Origin of the sequence: Caldisalinibacter kiritimatiensis (genome assembly GCF_000387765.1) — a bacterium.
In the GTDB taxonomy this organism is placed as follows: domain Bacteria; phylum Bacillota; class Clostridia; order Tissierellales; family Caldisalinibacteraceae; genus Caldisalinibacter; species Caldisalinibacter kiritimatiensis.
This window is the reverse complement of sequence record NZ_ARZA01000202.1, coordinates 1-19,326: the sequence shown is the minus strand read 5'-3', so window position 1 is coordinate 19,326 and position 19,326 is coordinate 1. Positions and strand designations below refer to the sequence as shown.

The window sequence follows — 19,326 nt, the reverse complement described above, 5'->3', positions numbered from 1 at the left end:
GCCTTCGGGCATCTTTAATATTTTTTTGATAGTTTTGCCTACTTAAATTTTACTCTAAGATACTTACTTCTAGACAAAATCATCTCTACTTATGGTACGGTTCACCGTAACTATATAATCGACAAACTTAAAAGGAGCAGAATAATCTGCTCCTAGCTTTTCTTTCTTTACTCAACAATAGTCTTTTCTTTCTTAGCTAAAGTCATAATCCCTGAAATTAAAAATAAAATTCCTGGGATAACTCCAAATAAAGAAATTGAAATAATAATTCCTACTGCTGATATAATCAATCCCCATCCAGCAAATTTTGTCTTCGAGTAGACTAAACAAGCTGAAACAATTCCTAATATAGAGAAAACAAATGCTGAAGCACCTAATCCTCCTAGACCACCAGAGTCACCACTAAATGCTTCACCCATTGCTCCCATAAAAGAAGCAAAGAAACCTCCAAACATTCCAAAGATACCACCAATTATACCTAAAACCTTCTCAGTTGTTCTTGACCTTTTTTCACTCATAAAAATCCTCCTCTGGTTTACTCATTTGTTAAGTAAATTAACTCCTCTTCACTCGACCAAAATCCTCCAGTAACTTTCAATGCATAACTAGAATCTACAGTGGGAACGTCAAATACTATATAACCAGTCTTAGATAATTTAGGATTTACTTGAGCTAAGAAAAAGTCATCATTTCCTTCAATATAAATTGCTGCTGAGCCATTTGAGTCATACTCAGTCCCATCACTCTCTATAAGCTTAAACATTGCTGAATCAATAGTTCTCCCTTCCTTATCTCTGTTAGTTACTGTTACATTAAGAATTAAAAATACACCGTTAGCTTCTTCATTCAAATATTCATTACCTAATTTATCGGCTTGAAGAACTTCATTTACTGTATATTCAAGATTGCCAACTTTTACAACATCACCAATTTTGAAATACTCTTCTGTTACAGGTTCCTCTGCTGTTTTAGTTTCTGTTGTGCTTTCAGATGAAGCTTCTTGAGTTGTAGATTCATTACTAGACGTATTATTATCACTACCTTCTTCTCCTCCACCTGCAATTGCTCCAATAATAATTAGTCCTACGAAAACAATACCAATCCATTTTAATATTTTTTTCATTACTATCCCTCCTAAGTCTCATAATTAATCTATAAATATATTCTAGGTAAATATAATAATACTTTTGATGAAAGATGACTAGTTTTGTCGAACTGCCTGCTATTTTCTTAAAACTTTCTTAAATACCGTTTTAACTATATTTTCAAACACATATTATAATTATGTAATAATTATTACAAACACATGCAATTCCAATTGTTTCAACTAAAAGGAGGTATGAAAAAATGAGAATAATTCAATCACTAAAGAACATAGAACATCTAAAGCAACTTTCGACACTTGATAAGGATTTACTCAATAAAGTAGATGAAGATTTTCAATGTATGCTTAACCAATACAAATCTTTAGATTGGGAGTACTCTCCAGAAGCAAATGGAATAACAGTAATTCTAGAACCTGGAGATACATCTGACATACTAAAACACATAGGCATATCCCACATAAAAGACACTATTCCAGAGTTTGTGGATGAATTTGACCTAAGGGATACAACATACACTAAAAGCCTAATATTATTCAATAACGAGTACGCTGTGCTAATCTACGCTAACCCATCAGAGATAGATAGCGACTTTCAAAACTGGATAAAGAAGAACCTATAAAGCACTCAACAATAAACCCTGTTGAGTGCTTTTTTAATCAATAAATCAAAGGAGGAATCATTTTGACAATCTTAGTTCTAATAGCTAGAATACTTCTTCTAATAGCAGAAGGTCTAACTGCAATGGAAGCTGTTTCTCTAGTTTCAAATCAAACAGGCGTTTCCTTTAGTAGGCTTTGGTCTAACCTCCCTAGCAAGTACAAATAACGCTACTATAATCATTTTACATTTCTGGAAATTATGCTTGTTTCTCAGTTAAGTAAAATTTTTTAAAATTCTAAGAAATTGAGAGCAATTTAGAGCATTTAAGAGTTTGTATCAAAAATACCCCAAAAACTTCAAATTTTGGGCAAGGAGTTCCTAGGGTAAAATTTCTGGAAACGGTTTTGGCTAGGAAGTCCTTGGGTAAAATCGTCTAGTTAAAATCGCTGAATACGAGGAATGACAAGGGTTCCAATCCATACTATACTATAGTCATCAGCTGAAAACAATGAACTTGGAAAGACGTCTGAACAAGTTCCTCCACCAAAACCACTAGGAGGGATAGTATGGATAAAAAGAAGCAATTAGAAAAGAAAACAGTTGAGGGTGTAGATAACTCTTCTACCCCTCCTCTAAAACAAGAGGAAAATTTTTTGGAACAAAGAAAAAGTGAAGATAATAAACCAAGTCAAGTAGAAGTAGTTCCACTAAACCAATACAACTTTGAAACATTTGTTGTTGAGAAGGGCTACATTCAAAGAATAACTAAAGATGGTCTAGTTCCAATAGCAAAGGAATTCGATGTGATTTGCACCATAAGAAACTTAGATGATGATACAGTGTCAATTAAATTAGGAATAGATTCCTTTGGGAAATACAAAGAAATTATAGTCCCCTTTAAGGATTTTACTAAAACAAGATTTCCTAAGTATGTCACCAAATACGGTTCTGACATAACAGAAACCAATGCTGAATCTGTGATTCAATACATCATGCAAGAAAAGGATAAGGTTCCTCAAGAGTACTGTCATAGAGGATTAGGATTTTCCACATACGAAAACCATAGGATGTTCAAGCACCACGATGCAATAAACTTTCCATATAAATCACAGTACATTGGACACTTTAACCTAACACCTACTGGAAGCCTAGATACATACCTAGAAATGGTGAATACAGAGGTTCTGGGCAATACATTACTCGAGCTAATTTTAGTTCTAGGATTCACTGCACCAGTCTTTGCATTACTCTCAAATGAGGTGCTAATAGTACATCTCTACGGAGATAGCTCTAAGGGAAAGACTACTTCCATAAGATTAGGGGTGTCTCCCTTCATCAAACCAGCAATTGATAACGATGGAGGAATAATAACTTGGAATGGAACAGAGAATGCACTAATTGAAATTCTTAACAATAACAATGGAATTCCCTTAGCCTTTGATGAAGGTTCAATGCATAGAGGAAATTTAACTAGACAAATTTACAAAATCGCTTCTGGTACAGGTAGAAGAAGACTAAACCAGGATGGTACTCTAAAGGAAACAGGCTACTGGGAGAATGTAATCTTTTCTACAGCAGAGCATTCACTACTAGAAAAAGCTAATAACAATACAGGTCTAAAGGTCAGAGTAATTGAGATAGGTAATAGATACTTTACTACCTCAGCTGAAAACGCTGAAGCAATAGAAAAAACTGTGTTAGAGAATTACGCCTTAGCAGGGCAAATCTTTGTACAAAATCTAATGGAAGTAAAGGATACATTAGAATCAAATCTACGTACAACGAGAGAGGCATTAGATAGTAGGATAGAGGAAAAAACTCCCTTCACTAAAAGAATAGTGAAAAAACTAGCTCTAATTGTACTAACAGCACAGCTAGTAAAGAAGTTCTTAGGAATTAACCTTAACATAGATGAAATAGCTGACTTACTTCTTGAGCTTGAATCTGAAAAAGCAATGGACATAGACATAGGTAAGCAAGCATTTGAATACTTTGTTGAAGTTCTACATGAACACCACAACAACTTCATTGATAGAGACCATGAAAACCCAAATATTCTTTGGGGCAAGATTGAAGTAAGTAAAAAAGATGCAACTAGAAGAGTCTACATTTTAACTAACAAGTTCAATGACATAATGTCAAGAGGTGGCTTTGAAAGTACTCAAACAGTACTAAACAACTGGAAGGATAAAAACCTCTTAGAGTGTGACCCTAAAAGGCTTTCTAAAAAGAAAACCTTAATAAGTGGTAAAGGACAAGCAAGAGTCTACTGCATAAGACTTCCTAGGTCGCTCTTTCCAGATTCTCCTGTGAAAAAAGCACCTAAGAAAGTAGTAAAGTCAAAAATAGCAAATCTGTTTGAAGATGATGACGATAAAGCGTCCTAAAATAATTTCTTCCCAAAAAAATCAGCGGGATAGAGGGTTAGTACTACTCAACTCGAGTTGTTTCAACACAAGACCCCTACCCCATGATTTTCCCCACTGGAATTTTCTCCCCACTAAAATTGGGGTGCTAAGTTGTTGAAAGGAGCCGTGACATAAATGGAAATGAATTCTAACAATGAAGTTCAAACCTATAATACAATAATAGACATTTTGGCTGAAATAATAAATAACAACATCAAGACTACTAAACCAAAGGAGGAAAGCCATAATGACTCTTAAAAAAGTTGTAGGATACACACGTGTTTCAACCAAAGAACAAGGAGAACATGGATACAGCATAGATGCTCAAAGAGAAATGATTAAGAACTACTGTGAAAAACACGGATACGAATTAGTAAAAATCTACGAGGATAAGGGCATTTCGGGTAAGTCTACTAAAGGTAGACTTGCTCTTCAAAACCTGCTAGTAGATTCTAAAAAAGGACTCTTTGACGTAGTACTTGTTTGGAAAATAAACCGATTAGCAAGAAAACAACTAGACCTTCTTAAAATAATCAATGAATTGGATATAGTAAATGTCTCCTTTAGAAGCTGTACAGAAAACTTTGAGACAGAAACCCCTTCTGGCAAACTAAACCTACAGATGATAGGTGCAATAAGCGAATTTGAAAGAAATACAATAGTTGATAATGTAAAGATGGGAATGAAAGCAAGAGCTAGAAATGGCGAATGGAATGGTGGAATTGTTTTGGGGTATGATACGGTTAAAGTTGAAGGACTCAATTCTAAGGATAGTAAAAGTGTTCTTGAGATTAACCCAGAGGAAGCAATGATTGTAAAGAAAGTCTTTGAACTCTACGCTTCTGGAAAAGGTCTAAAAGCAATCACCAATGAGCTGAACCATAAAGGATACAAAACTAAAAAAGGAAATCCATTCAATGTTAACGGTGTAAGAGACATCTTACACAATCCCATGTACATTGGTAAAATAAGATACAATGTTAGAGAGGATTGGGCAGAGAAAAGAAGGAAAGGAATCAATCCTGACCCAATAATAGTTGAAGGCAAACATGATGCAATAATTTCTAAGGAACTTTGGGATAAAGTTCGTAGAATCTACAAAAGTAAAAGTGGTAGGGCTAAGAGAAGATATGATGGAAGTTTTCCTCTAACTGGAATACTTAGATGTCCTGTGTGTGGTGCTGGAATGGTAGCCCACAGAACAACCAAAAAGAAAAAAGATGGTACAAAATACGTTCTCAGATACTACACTTGTGGAAACTTCAAGAATAAAGGAAGTGCTGTTTGCAGGTCTAACGGAATAAGAGCAGACTACGCTGAGGAATACGTCTTCAATAGACTCTCAGAAGTCATCTCAAAAGATGATGTTCTAAAAGACATAGTTTCTACCCTAAACGATAAAAGAAAGAATGAAATAAAACCTCTTGAAGCTGAACTTCGATACACAGAAAAAAGAATAGAAGAGTTCTCCTCAAAGCGTGAAAAGTACTTCAAGCTCTTTGAAGATGACATAATTGACTCCGATGCACTAAATAAAAGAATGAAGATACTCCAAGATGAACTTGAAGAATACTCTAAAAGAAAGGAGGAAGTCCTTGAGAAACTAGCTGAAAATGACTCGCAAGAAATTCCTTTCCAGTTCGTAAAGGATGTACTCTCTGATTTTCACTCTCTACTAGATAAAGCACCCCATGACCAAAAGAAAATGTTACTACAGCTAATCCTAAGTAAAATAACCATAACTGACCGTAAGCAAATAGATACAATGGAACTTCAATTCGATGAAAAAATAATAAAATACTTCCTAGGCAAAGAACCTCCTTCAGATGAAGGAGGTTCTTCTTTCAATAATAAGCACAAAAGTTTGCAGTTATTTATGGTACGGTTCGTTCCTATTTATCCTAAAAGCCCTATAAACCTGCTCCAATAATATTAGCTTCATCAATTGATGAGGGAAGGTCATTTTAGAAAAGGATAGTTTGAAGTGACTCTTTTTTATTACTTCATCCGACAGTCCTAATGAACCACCTATTATAAAGGTAATATTACTATTTCCCGTTAAAGCAAGACCTTCTATCTTTTCAGCAAAGTCTTCTGATGATAGGTTTTTACCATCTATACATAAAGATATAATATAGGAGTTTTCATTTAGTTTATTTAGTATTCTCTGTCCTTCTTTATCCTTAACCTGCTTCATTTCGGCTTCACTTAAATTTTCTGGTGCTTTTTCATCGTTCACTTCTATTAACTTAAGTTTACAGTATTTAGATAATCTCTTTGAATATTCTTTGATACCTTCTTTTAAATATTTCTCTTTAATCTTCCCAACTGAAATCACTGTTATATTCATTTTCGTATCCTCCTAAATACACTATCTTAATTACATAATTATCCTTAATATAAAATCTCATAGTACTATTTTGAAATATAAACTGGTCTGATAAATCTTCTAATCTATCTACTTTTAATAGTTCTTCCTTTAGCTCTTTATTGCTGATATTAATACCTTTACCTATTATCATGTCATCATCTACGGTTTTTAAAAATAAATTTAAAATGGTATCTTCATAGTTACCAGGCATCTTATCAGCCTTTAATTTATTGCACTTTTTACAACAGGTAACAACGTTAAAGATATCGCTTGTTCCACCTTTACTTAAAGGAATAAAATGATCTAATGTAATTTGTTTAAATTTAAGTGATTTGCCACAATAAAAGCAACTTTTATTATCCCTATAGTATATATATAGCTTGTCCTTATTGCGTAACTTCACATCATCACACCTTAAACATAATTTCTGTTTTTTATACTACTAAATATTTAGGTGCTTTATCACAATAATCACATGTATTCGGACTTGTCCAGTCCGTAAAGGATACTTTATCAAGTTCGTATATATCCGGTGGCTGCTCGTATACATCTACGAACTTTTCAATGGCTATCTCCAAATGTTCGTTACACACTACGTACATAATATTCACTCCATTATTTTATTTTTATTAATCCATTCCATATATATTATCGTCAACATTTACGGAAAATATAAATTAGTTTATAGTTAGTTGTTAGTAGTTATTAGCCTTTTATTCAATTCTTAAATTAAAATACTGATAAAGCTACCAAATAATGTGATATATCATTGGAATATGAGCTGCTTTTTTTACCTTTTTACGTCATTTTTTACATTGTTATTTGAATTTTATGTAATTAAAGGCTTGACAGTGTAATACTACATGTCAAGCCTTTTGCTATTCATTAGTAATTATCAGGTCTTTCTTTGAATATAATCTCTAATTCTTTTTGTTGTCCATTTCTCAATATTTTAACTATAGCCTTATCTCCCGGATTATACTTATAAAGTAATTTTCTTAATGCATTCATAGATTCGACTTTTTTGCCATCTAACTCTATTATAACATCTCCTGCATTCAATCCTGCATACAATGCAGGTGAATTTGGTGCAATTTCAATTATTATAACTCCTTCATCAGCTCTTAAATCAATTCCTAGTCGCTTTTCGTATGTTTCTACTTCAACACCAACTATTCCCATATATACATGTTTAACCTGTCCTTGTTGTATTACTTGCTCAATTATTGGTTTAGCTAAATTAATAGGAAGTGCAAAACCTAATCCTTCTGCAGAAGTAATCTTTGCTGTATTTATTCCTATTACCTGTCCTTTAGCATTCAATAAAGGTCCTCCACTATTTCCAGGGTTTATAGATGCATCAGTTTGAATTAAATCCTCAATTACATTATTTTCGTCAACTCTTATTGTTCTGTTTAATCCACTTATAATCCCTGACGTTACAGTCCTTTGAAGGTCTAAACTTAAAGGGTTCCCTATAGCAACCACTAGTTCCCCTACGTTTAGTATATCTGAATTTCCTAATTCAGCAGCAGGTAAGTTCTTTGCATCTACCTTTACTATTGCTAAATCTAATGCAGGGTCATTCCACAGAACTGTTCCCCTCTTTTGCTCCCCGTTTTCAAATTGAACAGTTATTTTTTCTGCTCTTCCATCTCCTACTACATGGGAATTAGTGAGTATATAACCATCACTATTTACTATTACTCCTGAACCTACTCCTTGTACCTCTCGAGGCCCCCAAAAGAAATAATTTTCTGTAGTTACAGTCGTTATACCTACTACAGACTTTGTAGCCTTCTTTGCTACTGCAGTAACTAAGTTAATATCATCCTTAGGAGTTATATTTATTTGATTTTCTCTTACTACATTGTTTTTATAAATATCAGGAACAGGTATCACTTTTCCATATAAATAAATAGGAAAAATATAACCAGACACTATACCACCAATAAGTGCAGCAATTAATGCTACTATAAAATATGAGAAAAATCCTCTTTTTCTACGAATTTCTCTTCTATTATTAGGCATCTGAACATAGTAAGATGTGCTTCCTGTATTAGTATCATTATAATTAACATCTATATTCCCTTTGTCATAATGATTTTGTTGTACTTTATCATCTACGTTTTCTTCAATATTATAGTTGAACACATCTTCATTTCTTAAATTTTCGTTTCTTTCATGTTCATTGCCCATACACATCTACCCCCTTACTATTAATCAAAACAATAGATTTTGCTAGGTCTATCTCTATATGTCATATCTAAAACAACATCTTTATTTAATCTTATTCCTGCTTCCTGAATAATGTTAGCAACTGTTTGATATGCTAACTCTGGAAAATTATTTTCTTTACTTAAATGTGCTAAAAGCACTTTCTCCATGTTGCCTGATAACACTTCGCAAAGTATCTCTCCTGCAGTTTTATTAGAAAGATGTCCACTTTCTCCTAGTATTCTCTTTTTTAAAAACCACGGATATTTACCCATTTTAAGCATTTCCTCATCATGATTAGATTCTATCATTAAAAGGTCCGAATTTTTTATATTTATCTTAATATCTTCATCTATACAACCAGTGTCAGTAACTAAGCTTAGTTTAGTATTTTTATAATAAAAATTATATGCTACCGGGTCTTTTGCATCATGGGATATTTTAAAAGGTAAAATTCCTAAATCACCTAGTTCAAAATCTATATTAGTTTTAAATGTGTTTATGTTATTTTTACTTATTTCTCCTATAATTTTACTCATAGCTTCCCATGTATCTAAATTTGCATATATAGGTAAATTATATCTCCTAGATAAAACCCCTACTCCTTTTGTATGATCTCTATGTTCATGGGTAACTAATATACAATCTATAGTACTTGGGTCAACATCTATAGTTGCTAAAGCATTTTCTATCTTTTTCCCACTTAGTCCTGCATCTATTAGTATTCTCACTTTATCAGTCTCGATATACTGACAATTACCACTACTACCGCTAGCTAGTGAACAAAATCTTAGTCCCATCACTTTTCCTCCGTCTTTTTATTGTCTTTTCTATTAAAAACTACAAAGTTATACTATAACCTACGTAAAGAAAAAGCCGAGAAACCTCGACTATTCTTCTATCCTCTTTATCTTAGCACCTAAATTCATTAATTTATATTCTATCTTTTCATATCCTCTATCTACGTGATATATATTTCCTATTTCTGTGACTCCATCAGAAATCAATCCTGCAATCACAAATGCTGCTCCAGCTCTTAAATCGGTAGCCATTACTTTAGCTGAGCTTAATTGTTTCGGTCCCTCTACCACTGCTGTTCTTCCTTCAACTTTTATCTTAGCTCCCATTCTCTTTAGCTCATCTACATACTTAAATCTACCTTCAAATATACTTTCTGTTACTATACTTGTCCCTTCTGCCTGTGTTAATAACACTGTCATAGGCTGTTGTAAATCCGTAGGAAAACCTGGGTATGGTAAAGTCTTTATATTAGCACTCTTTATTTTATCTGTACCTGTTACTCTTATAGAGTCACCATATTCTACTACTTCTACACCTAATTCTCTAAGCTTTGCAGTTACAGGCTCTAAATGCTTAGGTATCACGTTGTCTATTACTACATCTCCTTTAGTTGCTGCAGCAGCTATCATATATGTTCCCGCCTCTATTTGGTCAGGAATTACGCTATAAGTACATCCATGTAATTCTTTTACTCCATTTATTTTTATTATATCTGTTCCTGCTCCTCTAATATCCGCTCCCATAGAATTTAAAAAGTTAGCTACATCAACTATATGTGGCTCCTTAGCTGCATTTTCGATTATAGTCTTTCCTTCAGCCATCACTGCAGCCAACATGATATTAATAGTTGCTCCAACGCTAACTATATCCAAATATATTTTAGCACCTGTAAGCTTATCAGCTTTAGCTCTAATGATACCATGTTCTATTTCTACTTTGGCACCTAATGCTTCAAACCCTTTTATATGTTGGTCTATTGGTCTATTTCCGATATTGCATCCTCCAGGATAAGCTACCTCAACTTCCTTAAATCTCGCAAGACCTGCTCCTAAAAGATAATATGACGCTCTCAATTTTTGTGATAATTCACTTGAAGCATTACATTTCTTAATCATGCTAGTATCTACAGTCATTACTCCATCGTCATTAAGCTCTATCTCAGCTCCCAGGTCCTTCATTATATCCTTCAAGATAAAAACATCTCTAATCAATGGAAGATTATCAACAATGCATTTATCTCCTGATAATAACGTTGCCGGTATAATTGCCACAGCTGCATTTTTAAATCCACTTATATTTACCTTACCATTAAGTCGGGCTCCACCTTCAATTAATAATCTACTCATATGTTCAACTGACTATAATGCCAGTCTTGGTCACCTCACCTTCTAATCTTTTATATTGATTATTCTTAACGTAAATATCTTAATTATTATATTTATGTCAAAACACTTTGTCCAATTTTCTCTCTATTACATCTTTATTTAAAAATAAACACTTCATTACTATTATAATAGATTTTTTAGCTTTTTTAAATGATTCTATCATCATATTTATGTAATTATTGACTAATTTTGAAAAACTCAAAAAACAAAGAAATAGAAATGTACATATAACACTTCTATTTCTACTTTAAATTTCCTTCATTTTTTAGTATTCTTTTAAAAATTCTTCCGTTCCATCTTCAAATATTATTTTCCACGCTGGTTCAACATTGCTTTTTACTATCCTCTTCCAAGTACTGGGTCCTTGCTCTTCTAAATCAGAGTAATAACAAAGCTCTATTCCTACTATAGTTTTACCATAGTGCTCTTCCATCAATAACAACCTCAAAAGTGCCTCAGGTGCAGCTGTAACCAAAATTTCTTTTTCATTAGGTACTATTGACTTAATCCATTGTCTTTCAAATCTTTTGATTCCAGTTGCATCTATCTCAAATATCATGTATGAGGTTTCAATAGTTAAACCATCATATACTTTAGTGAATTTTAAAATGTGCTTATTATTTTTAACTCTATAATCTTTTAATTCATAGCCACTAGTTTTAAACCCTTTATCTTTTAAGAACTCTTCAGCTATATTTGTTAATGTCTTTATATCTAATTGGCTATATATTTCTTTATTAGAGTTATTTTCATAAACTATTTTTTTATTACCTATTACTGACAATTTTTCTCCTTTATCATTATAATATGTATTTTCCTTGGATTTATCCTTTGTATATTCTTCTAAAAATCTATATGCTAATTCCTCTGAAGCATCATATACCTCATAAGCTATGTTTAAAAAAGGTAAAGATGGTATTTCTTTCGGAATATCAATATTAAGATTAATATCCTTTTCTGCTAAACTAGACCTTACATCTTCTAAAAAATCTTCTTGTAAAGAAGGATAAGTATCATAACCCAAGTCGTTATCGCTTATTACATACAGCAAAATTAAATTTGTTATAATAAATGCAACTATTAATATATTTTTAGCTTTAGACCAATCCATTACTTAATTCACCATCCACATGCTTCTAGTTTTTTATCCCCCCAATCACTTTTATGCATTCACCACTATAAGCATCAAAAATATATGTTGTACCGTTTATATTTATTGTCCATACACTTTTCAATCTCTGACCATAATCTTGTCTACATGTATCGTAATATGCCATGTATATATCGTTTATAGAGGATAAAATCTTTTCTCTTAAATCACTTTTATTTATTTCTTCATTTTTTATCCCCGTCTGTCTTTTATAGTTCTCTTTAATTAAATTATAGTTATCACTCTTTCCGATGATATCAAGAGGCGACAAAATAGGTTTTATATTAGTACCTATTAATTTGCTCATATCTATTTTTCTAACAAATCTTTTATAAGTTTTTATTTGGTCATTAAAAACCTCTACTACAATTGGATGCTCTATTTTTCCATTATCTAAGATAACTGGGTTTCCTCCTATTCTGTAGTTAAATACAATCCTATATCCTTTGCTACCATCACTTGTAATTTGATCTATTGAAGATAAATACACATCATCTGGCCACCCAATATGAGAACTTATAAAATCTACTGCTGTTTTTAAACTTATATAAAGATTTCTTTCTACAACTGTATGCTCAAGAGAATTAAAATAAGATATAATTCCGTCATTAAAAATCTTTAATACCTGTTCATTGTTATAAACATATATAACAGAGCCATTATCCTCTTCTATTTTCCTAACGTAGTCTAAGTCTTTCCCAAAGAATTCCTTAGCTATTTGCTCTATTTGAGCTTCATTTTTTACATTAATTTCATTTTTTACATAATATACAGATCTCCATGCTTTTACACTTTTATCTAAAGCCATATATGCATTACTTTCAACATTTAAATAATCTTTCAAAGAATAATATTTGGTATATCCGTTCCTCTCAATCTTGACTACTTCTTTTGATATATTACTCATATCAAAGTTTCTACTAGTAACCTTTAAATAGTCTACACCATTACTTAAAACTATAAAATTACCCCCATTTAAGGGGATGTATATTCTATCAATTTCATTAATTTTATTAAAAATATCATTTGCTTCATCTACTTCTAACATTTTTAAAAAAATATATAAAGGTACCTTTTCTGTGAATTGTGCTTCTATAGCCCTTATTGATTCGTTCTTTATGGTTTCTTCATTCTCTATTGAATCTACTTTTATGTCTTTATCCTGAAAACAAGTCTTTAAAATCGTCTTTACATTATTCCATAAGTCATATTTTTCATCACAGTAAAGCTCAGAGTAAAGTATAGTATGACTCCTTCCAAAGGTTATTAAATACTGCTCAGGAGATACAACTTTTAACAAATCATTATTATCATTTTGCTCTATTGGCTCATTTGAAGACATAGGTATTAAATTGTATGGAAGTTTAGCCCACACCTGTTGAGTTAGATAAAAGCTTACAAAAACTAAAGATACCAGCACTAAAGTTTTAAATCTTTCTTTATTCATTAGTAATCCTCTCCAAAGTTTTATTCGCTAGTATCTGTTTCATTGTTGTAGTCAATTAATTTCTTTAAAGTTTCAAGTAGATTCATGTTATCAATTTCTTCAAGTTGCTTTTTTGCATCATCTACATTAGTTACCGTAACATATCTAATTACTATACTCTTTGGCTCATTATCTTCCATAAGATATATAGCTATTTTATTCTTTCCTTCCTTTAGTTCAAGCTCTTCAGCAAAATATCCTAATTCACCAACTTTAAAGCTCTTGCTATATTGAATTACATACTTTTCCTTAACTTCTTCTGTATTGTCGCTTTCTTCGCCGTTTAAAGAAAAGTTTACTTGCTTCGGCTCTTGCAACGAATATACTTCAACAATTATTTCGCTACCTTCTTCAGCTTTCCCTGAAAGTAACAAGATTTTTTCAGAAGTAGCTAACTCATTTTCTGGTGAAATAATCTCCAATTCTTTCTCTTCTGTTTTTACTTGTACATCTATTTTATCCTTATGTAACTCTTCTACGTCTTCACCATCTATAGAATACCCAACAGTACTATATGTACTGATAACAACTATCGTCAACATTCCTATAAACAGCTTTTTAAGCATCTCAATTCACCTCCATACTATTTATAGTACTACATTTTAATTATATAACAGTTATATTACAAACATATTACAACAGAATTACGTTTGAATTACACATGCTTTCTTTGCAGGTACTATTATATCTACTTCTGTTCCTACATTAAATTCACTATTTATCTGTATTTCTCCATTGTGTGCTTCTACAATCTGCTTTGCTATAGAAAGACCTAAACCTGTACCTCCAAGCTCTCTTGACCTTGCTTTATCAACTCTATAAAATCTTTCAAAAATCCTATCTAAATCTTCTTTAGGTATACCAATCCCATCATCTTTCACTTTAATTAATATATTATCATCTTGTGTAAATGCTTTAATTTCTATGTTGCCATTATTTGGTGTGTATTTTATAGCATTACTAACTATGTTTAATATCACCTGCTCAAAGCCATCTTTATCAAATATAACTTCTGGCATATCGTCTTCTATATTTAAACTAAGAGTTTGACCCTTTTCTTGAGCTGATATCTTCATCTTAAGGTAAATTTCTTCTAACATTTCTTTAACTGGTATTGTTACTTTATTCCATTTAGTTTGTTTATAGTCAAGATTAGAGAGTTGTAATAAGTCCCTTACTATTCTCGCCATTCTATCGCTTTCACTATTAATTACATTTAAAAATTGAGATGCTAGTTGCTTATCTTCAACTGCTCCTTCTAATAGAGTTTCCGTATAACTTTTTATCGTTGTTATAGGAGTCTTTAATTCATGGGAAACATTTGCTACAAATTCCTTTCTCATGCTTTCAAGTCTATGCTGCTCTGTAATATCTTGAAATACTACAATAAGTCCACCTATTTGATTTTTATCATTTTTAAATGGGGCATATTTTGCTCTGTAGGTACTATTTCTAAGTTCAATTACTACGTCGCCTTCCCATTTTTCGCTATTTTTTATATACTCTAAAGTAATCTTTTCACTTAAACTTCTAACTACTTCATCAAATTTTTTAGTATTAATATCGCTTTCTAGTAAGTTTAATATTTTTAAAGCTACAGGATTTGCATGTATTATTTCTCCATTAGTATTTACAGCCACTACTCCATCCGCCATATATGTGAATATCGTGTCCATCTTACTTTTTTCTCTATATACTTCAGAAATGGTCTTTTTCAGCTTTTGGGTTAAATAATTGAACATATTGGCAAGCTGTCCAATCTCATCATCAGACTTAACTTCAACAACTTGATTAAAGTCACCTTTAGCCATTTTTTCCGCTTTTACCGTTACATCCTTTATTGGTCCAGTTATACTTTTTGCTATAAAAAATCCTAAGATTACAGTAATAACTAAAGCTAATATCGTTGCTTCTGTTAACATTATTTTAGATGAATTTATTGTTTCATCTACATAATCTAACTTCGATGTAAGATAAATTATGCCCTTCACTTGTCCTACATTGTTCAATATAGGATAAGCAATATGTTTTACCCTTTCATCATTACCATCAGAACCCTTTGGAGGAATAGCTTCAGCTATTTCTCCTTTAAGCGCTTGAGAAATTAAAGCCTTATTTAACTTTTTTGTTTCATAGGCTTTTTGACCAATGATATTTCTTAAATTTCCTGATTTACTACCGATTATTTCTAAATCATCTGAATTCATTACAATATACAAACTTTCATTATACCCCAGTGATACCTTGTTAATACCAGCATTTATTTCTTCTTTTACCTTACTCCAATCATCTTTATGCAGTGGAGTTACAATGTTATAAATATTGTCTATGTGTTGTTTCATCGACTTTGATATTTGCTCTATTTGTTGACGCTCAAATTGTTCTATTATAAAAGCACCTACTATTACCATTGCAATATATACAAGTAGGAAATAAACAGTAATGAACTTCCATCTAATGCTTTTGAACATAATTAGGCCCTTCTGAAGTAGTACCCTACTCCTCTTTTTGTTAGTATATACTTGTATTTCTTCGAATCATCTTCTATCTTTTCTCTTAATCTTCTAACCGTAACATCAACCGTTCTTATATCTCCATAATATTCGTAGCCCCACACTTCCTTAAGTAATTGTTCTCTAGTAAATACTTGTTCTGCTCTAGACGCTAAGAACTTTAATAGCTCAAATTCCCTTAATGTAAGCTCTATAACTTTATCTTTCTTTCTAACTTCGTATTTATTTAAATCTATTGTTAAATCACCTGAAGCTACAATATTACTATTAGAGTTTCCTCCTAGCATGTCTACCCTTCTTAAATTGGCCTTAACCCTCGCTATAACCTCTCTCATACTGAAAGGCTTAGTTATGTAGTCGTCGGCTCCTAGCTCAAGTCCAAGGACTTTATCAACTTCTTCTTCTTTTGCTGTTAGCATTAGTACAGGCATTTGTAACTCTTGTCTTATTTCTTTTATAACTTGAAATCCATCCTTTTTAGGTAACATAATATCAAGCAGTACAATATCTGGTTCATTATCTAAAGCTTGATTAACAGCAACTTCTCCATCATAAGCTACTAATACTTCATATCCTTCTTTCTCTAGGTTAAATTTAAGTATATCAGCTATAGGTTTTTCATCATCTACAACTAACACCTTTTTATTCAAAATACTTCACCTCATCTATATTTTATTTAAATTTTATATCTTGTTTGATTCTTATAATAAAGAATCAACTATATTGTCAATTATATTTCTAGTACCAAGTACATAAAAAGACAAATTCCTTTTTATTATACATCTATATTGAAAACTTAACTATTATGTTTTTTGTTATTATATCATAATTAGGCCTTGAGTCCTGTAGATATATTGTGTTATATATTGTATAATTTTGTTGAAATTACTTGTTTTATGATTGATTTAATCTCCATCCCCCATCATTTTATGTAAAAGTCAACCTTTCAAGGTTGACTTTTACGTTTACTTTTTTACTTGTAATTCATTAAAATTAATTTTTAATACTTTTCTAGTAGAATCCTTAAAACTATCACCTGTTCCTAAATTGTTTAATATCAAAATTAAGTTATTAAAACCCCAAGTTTCTGAAATATCTTTCACCACTTCAAATGATTTTCTGTATGCTAAACTTTGATTTATACCATAGAAATTGTTATTTAATTCTTCTATAGTAACTTCTTCAAACTCTATACCTTTTCCCCATTCAAAACCTGTCATTTTATACTCAGTATAAAGAGCCAATCCTTCAGTTAGCCACATAGGATAATTTCCTTTACTTATTTCGTCTACCAAATAATGTGTAAATTCATGAACGATTGGTCCTTCTTTTTCATATATCTTTTTCATATTACTGTCATTATCTATCCAAACATATGGTGAAAGTATATTAATAACTCCACCAAAGTAAACCCCTAATGGCGGATTTTTTTTGTTTAGATTTGTATTATCCAATAACTTTTTACTATCACTATATATTATAATATTAACTTTCTCTTTTGGGAAATAATCGAACATAGTACATACATCATCATAGTATTTTTCAGCTATTTCTTTTGTAATTTCTGCTGCTTTTATATCTTGTGATGTATATCTAATTATAAAATTTTCTGTTTCCATTACTTCATAATCTTTTACTGAATCTAATATCTTTTTCTTGTGAATATCATTAAAAATAGGTTTAAATGTTGTCACAAAAAAACCTGTCAAATCTAGTGTATTAATAAAAACACCAACAATAATTACTAGGATTATAGGTTTAATCCATCTTTTCTTTCTTATAAATTTCATTTTGTATCCCCCCTTATATAGATATGTATATGAGGGGACACCTCTATTATAACATAACATTATGTAAACTTAGGTGGCAATTTTTGTTTTATTTATAACCTTTTTCATACCTTCCGCATACATTGAATCATAGGAAGGTGATTTAGGTATGAACATGAGAAGGTCTAAAAGTCAAAAAGTATGCCCTGTAGTAAGTGCAAAACTCCGCTCTCAATCTAAAGAACAAATACCTGTAATAATCAGATTTAAAAAAACAAATTCAGAGAAAATCTCTAGTCAGGTTATTAGTATGTCTAACAAAGTAAAGCATCAACTTCCTTTAGTTGATGGAGTAGCCTGTGAAATGAGTTTAGAAGCAATAAACAAATTGTCTGAAGATCCTGATATAGAATATATTAGTTTTGACTCAAAAGTTTTTGCTCTTTTAGATATAGCAAATGAGTCTATATCATCTAGTTTTCCTCATCAAGAGGGATATACTGGAGAAGGAATTACAGTAGCAGTAATTGATACAGGCGTTGCTCCACATAATGACTTGACAAGACCAACAAACAGAATAGTAGGCTTTAAAGACTTTGTTAACGATAGAAGTAAGCCCTATGATGATAACGGCCACGGTACACATGTAGCAGGAATTATAGCTTCAAGTGGATATTCCTCTAATGGAAAATATACAGGTGTAGCCCCTAAAGCCAACATTTTAGGCATAAAAGCTTTAGATGAATCAGGTAGTGGTAGTACTTCTGATATTATATCCGCTATACAATGGGTAATAGATACTAAAGATGTATATAACACCAAGGTACTTAACTTATCACTAGGAAGCCCAGCAAATGAACCTTATTATTCAGACCCATTAGCTAAAGCTGCTGAAGCTGCAAATGATGCTGGTATAACTGTAGTTGTAGCAGCTGGTAATAGTGGACCATCAAAAAATACTATATTATCTCCTGGTATCAGCCCATCAGTTATTACAGTTGGTGCTATTGATGACAATAAAACTCCAGAAATAAGTGATGACACTATTGCAGACTTTTCCAGCAGAGGACCTACTAATGATGGATTAAAAAAACCTGATTTAGTTGCTCCTGGTGTAGATATTATGTCATTATCAAATAACAAATTAGATGGTTACACTTCATTAAGTGGTACATCAATGGCAACACCTTTAGTTGCTGGTACTGCAGCTTTAATGTATCAAAAAAATTCTAACTTGACACCAAAAGCTATTAAGTCTTCTCTTAAAAATTCCTGTACTTCTATAGAAGAAAATTATGATGAACAGGGTTCTGGCGTTTTAAATCTCAAAAAGCTATTTGAATCTCCAATTAAAGAAACACCAATAAACGAAGAAGAAAAAACTGTTTCCAAAGGTCTTTTTGGTGATGGGTTTATAGTAGTAGTTTTAATAGTAATATTATTGTTAAGTAGATATTTTTAAGAACAAAATCGACTTCGTCGATTTGTTAGTTAGTAGTTCGTTGTTAGTAGTTAGTAGC

General features: G+C 31.7%; 19 protein-coding genes. 5 read left to right on the top strand and 14 right to left on the bottom strand.

The genetic code is table 11. The features are described from left to right. Window positions 1-167 precede the first annotated feature (167 nt). Complete coding sequence (locus L21TH_RS08875) at window positions 168-518, bottom strand: hypothetical protein (RefSeq protein ID WP_006314423.1); 351 nt, start codon at window positions 516-518, stop codon at window positions 168-170. A gap of 17 nt (window positions 519-535) precedes the next feature. Further along, on the bottom strand, window positions 536-1,123 hold the full coding sequence (locus L21TH_RS08870) for a DUF4352 domain-containing protein (RefSeq protein ID WP_006314421.1): 588 nt from the start codon (window positions 1,121-1,123) through the stop codon (window positions 536-538). A gap of 224 nt (window positions 1,124-1,347) precedes the next feature. On the opposite strand from L21TH_RS08870, the gene L21TH_RS08865 reads away from it, so the two are divergent. The 4 genes from L21TH_RS08865 (at window position 1,348) to L21TH_RS08855 (ending at window position 6,044) form a co-directional block, all read left to right on the top strand. After that, window positions 1,348-1,725: a hypothetical protein gene (locus L21TH_RS08865; RefSeq protein ID WP_006314419.1), complete on the top strand. Its 378-nt coding sequence runs from the start codon at window positions 1,348-1,350 to the stop codon at window positions 1,723-1,725. Window positions 1,726-1,787: 62 nt separating this feature from the next. After that, window positions 1,788-1,931 carry a hypothetical protein gene (locus L21TH_RS14715; RefSeq protein ID WP_006314417.1) on the top strand — a complete coding sequence of 48 codons (144 nt, stop codon included), beginning with the start codon at window positions 1,788-1,790 and terminating at the stop codon, window positions 1,929-1,931. Window positions 1,932-2,272: 341 nt separating this feature from the next. Then, window positions 2,273-4,093: a DUF927 domain-containing protein gene (locus L21TH_RS13815; RefSeq protein WP_006314415.1), complete on the top strand. Its 1,821-nt coding sequence runs from the start codon at window positions 2,273-2,275 to the stop codon at window positions 4,091-4,093. A 268-nt stretch (window positions 4,094-4,361) separates the two neighbouring features. Continuing rightward, window positions 4,362-6,044 carry a recombinase family protein gene (locus L21TH_RS08855; protein ID WP_006314412.1) on the top strand — a complete coding sequence of 561 codons (1,683 nt, stop codon included), beginning with the start codon at window positions 4,362-4,364 and terminating at the stop codon, window positions 6,042-6,044. On the opposite strand, the gene rlmH is transcribed toward L21TH_RS08855, so the two are convergent. The 12 genes from rlmH to L21TH_RS08800 form a co-directional block, all read right to left on the bottom strand. Then, window positions 5,985-6,464: a 23S rRNA (pseudouridine(1915)-N(3))-methyltransferase RlmH gene (gene rlmH / locus L21TH_RS08850; protein ID WP_034429810.1), complete on the bottom strand. Its 480-nt coding sequence runs from the start codon at window positions 6,462-6,464 to the stop codon at window positions 5,985-5,987. The genes L21TH_RS08855 and rlmH overlap by 60 nt on opposite strands. Further along, entirely contained in the window at window positions 6,430-6,888 is a 459-nt protein-coding gene (locus tag L21TH_RS13810; RefSeq protein WP_006314409.1) for an HNH endonuclease, read from the bottom strand. The genes rlmH and L21TH_RS13810 overlap by 35 nt, the downstream gene beginning before the upstream one ends. Window positions 6,889-6,919: 31 nt before the next feature. Continuing rightward, window positions 6,920-7,087 (bottom strand): CxxH/CxxC protein, encoded by a 168-nt coding sequence (locus L21TH_RS14065; RefSeq protein ID WP_081627948.1) that lies wholly within the window; start codon window positions 7,085-7,087, stop codon window positions 6,920-6,922. A gap of 283 nt (window positions 7,088-7,370) precedes the next feature. After that, window positions 7,371-8,684, bottom strand: coding sequence for a serine protease HtrA (gene htrA, locus L21TH_RS08840; RefSeq protein WP_006314405.1), 1,314 nt, complete (start codon window positions 8,682-8,684; stop codon window positions 7,371-7,373). A 20-nt stretch (window positions 8,685-8,704) separates the two neighbouring features. Next, on the bottom strand, window positions 8,705-9,502 hold the full coding sequence (locus L21TH_RS08835; RefSeq protein WP_006314403.1) for an MBL fold metallo-hydrolase: 798 nt from the start codon (window positions 9,500-9,502) through the stop codon (window positions 8,705-8,707). Between the two features lie 90 nt (window positions 9,503-9,592). Continuing rightward, window positions 9,593-10,849 (bottom strand): UDP-N-acetylglucosamine 1-carboxyvinyltransferase, encoded by a 1,257-nt coding sequence (locus L21TH_RS08830; protein WP_006314401.1) that lies wholly within the window; start codon window positions 10,847-10,849, stop codon window positions 9,593-9,595. 304 nt (window positions 10,850-11,153) lie between these two features. Continuing rightward, a complete protein-coding gene (gene yycI, locus L21TH_RS08825; RefSeq protein WP_006314396.1) occupies window positions 11,154-11,999 on the bottom strand; it encodes a two-component system regulatory protein YycI in 846 nt (281 codons plus the stop codon). Between the two features lie 25 nt (window positions 12,000-12,024). Next, window positions 12,025-13,485, bottom strand: a complete 1,461-nt coding sequence (gene yycH, locus L21TH_RS08820) for a two-component system activity regulator YycH (protein ID WP_006314393.1) — start codon at window positions 13,483-13,485, stop codon at window positions 12,025-12,027. A 20-nt stretch (window positions 13,486-13,505) separates the two neighbouring features. Continuing rightward, window positions 13,506-14,090, bottom strand: coding sequence for a hypothetical protein (locus L21TH_RS08815; protein WP_006314392.1), 585 nt, complete (start codon window positions 14,088-14,090; stop codon window positions 13,506-13,508). Between the two features lie 78 nt (window positions 14,091-14,168). Further along, entirely contained in the window at window positions 14,169-15,995 is a 1,827-nt protein-coding gene (locus tag L21TH_RS08810) for a sensor histidine kinase (RefSeq protein WP_006314391.1), read from the bottom strand. Window positions 15,996-15,997: 2 nt separating this feature from the next. After that, window positions 15,998-16,687 (bottom strand): response regulator YycF, encoded by a 690-nt coding sequence (gene yycF / locus L21TH_RS08805; RefSeq protein ID WP_006314390.1) that lies wholly within the window; start codon window positions 16,685-16,687, stop codon window positions 15,998-16,000. A 315-nt stretch (window positions 16,688-17,002) separates the two neighbouring features. After that, window positions 17,003-17,827 carry a peptidase MA family metallohydrolase gene (locus L21TH_RS08800; protein WP_006314388.1) on the bottom strand — a complete coding sequence of 275 codons (825 nt, stop codon included), beginning with the start codon at window positions 17,825-17,827 and terminating at the stop codon, window positions 17,003-17,005. Window positions 17,828-17,975: 148 nt separating this feature from the next. Here L21TH_RS08800 and L21TH_RS08795 point away from each other — a divergent pair, with 148 nt between their 5' ends. Continuing rightward, complete coding sequence (locus tag L21TH_RS08795) at window positions 17,976-19,268, top strand: S8 family peptidase (RefSeq protein ID WP_205617978.1); 1,293 nt, start codon at window positions 17,976-17,978, stop codon at window positions 19,266-19,268. Window positions 19,269-19,326 lie beyond the last annotated feature (58 nt).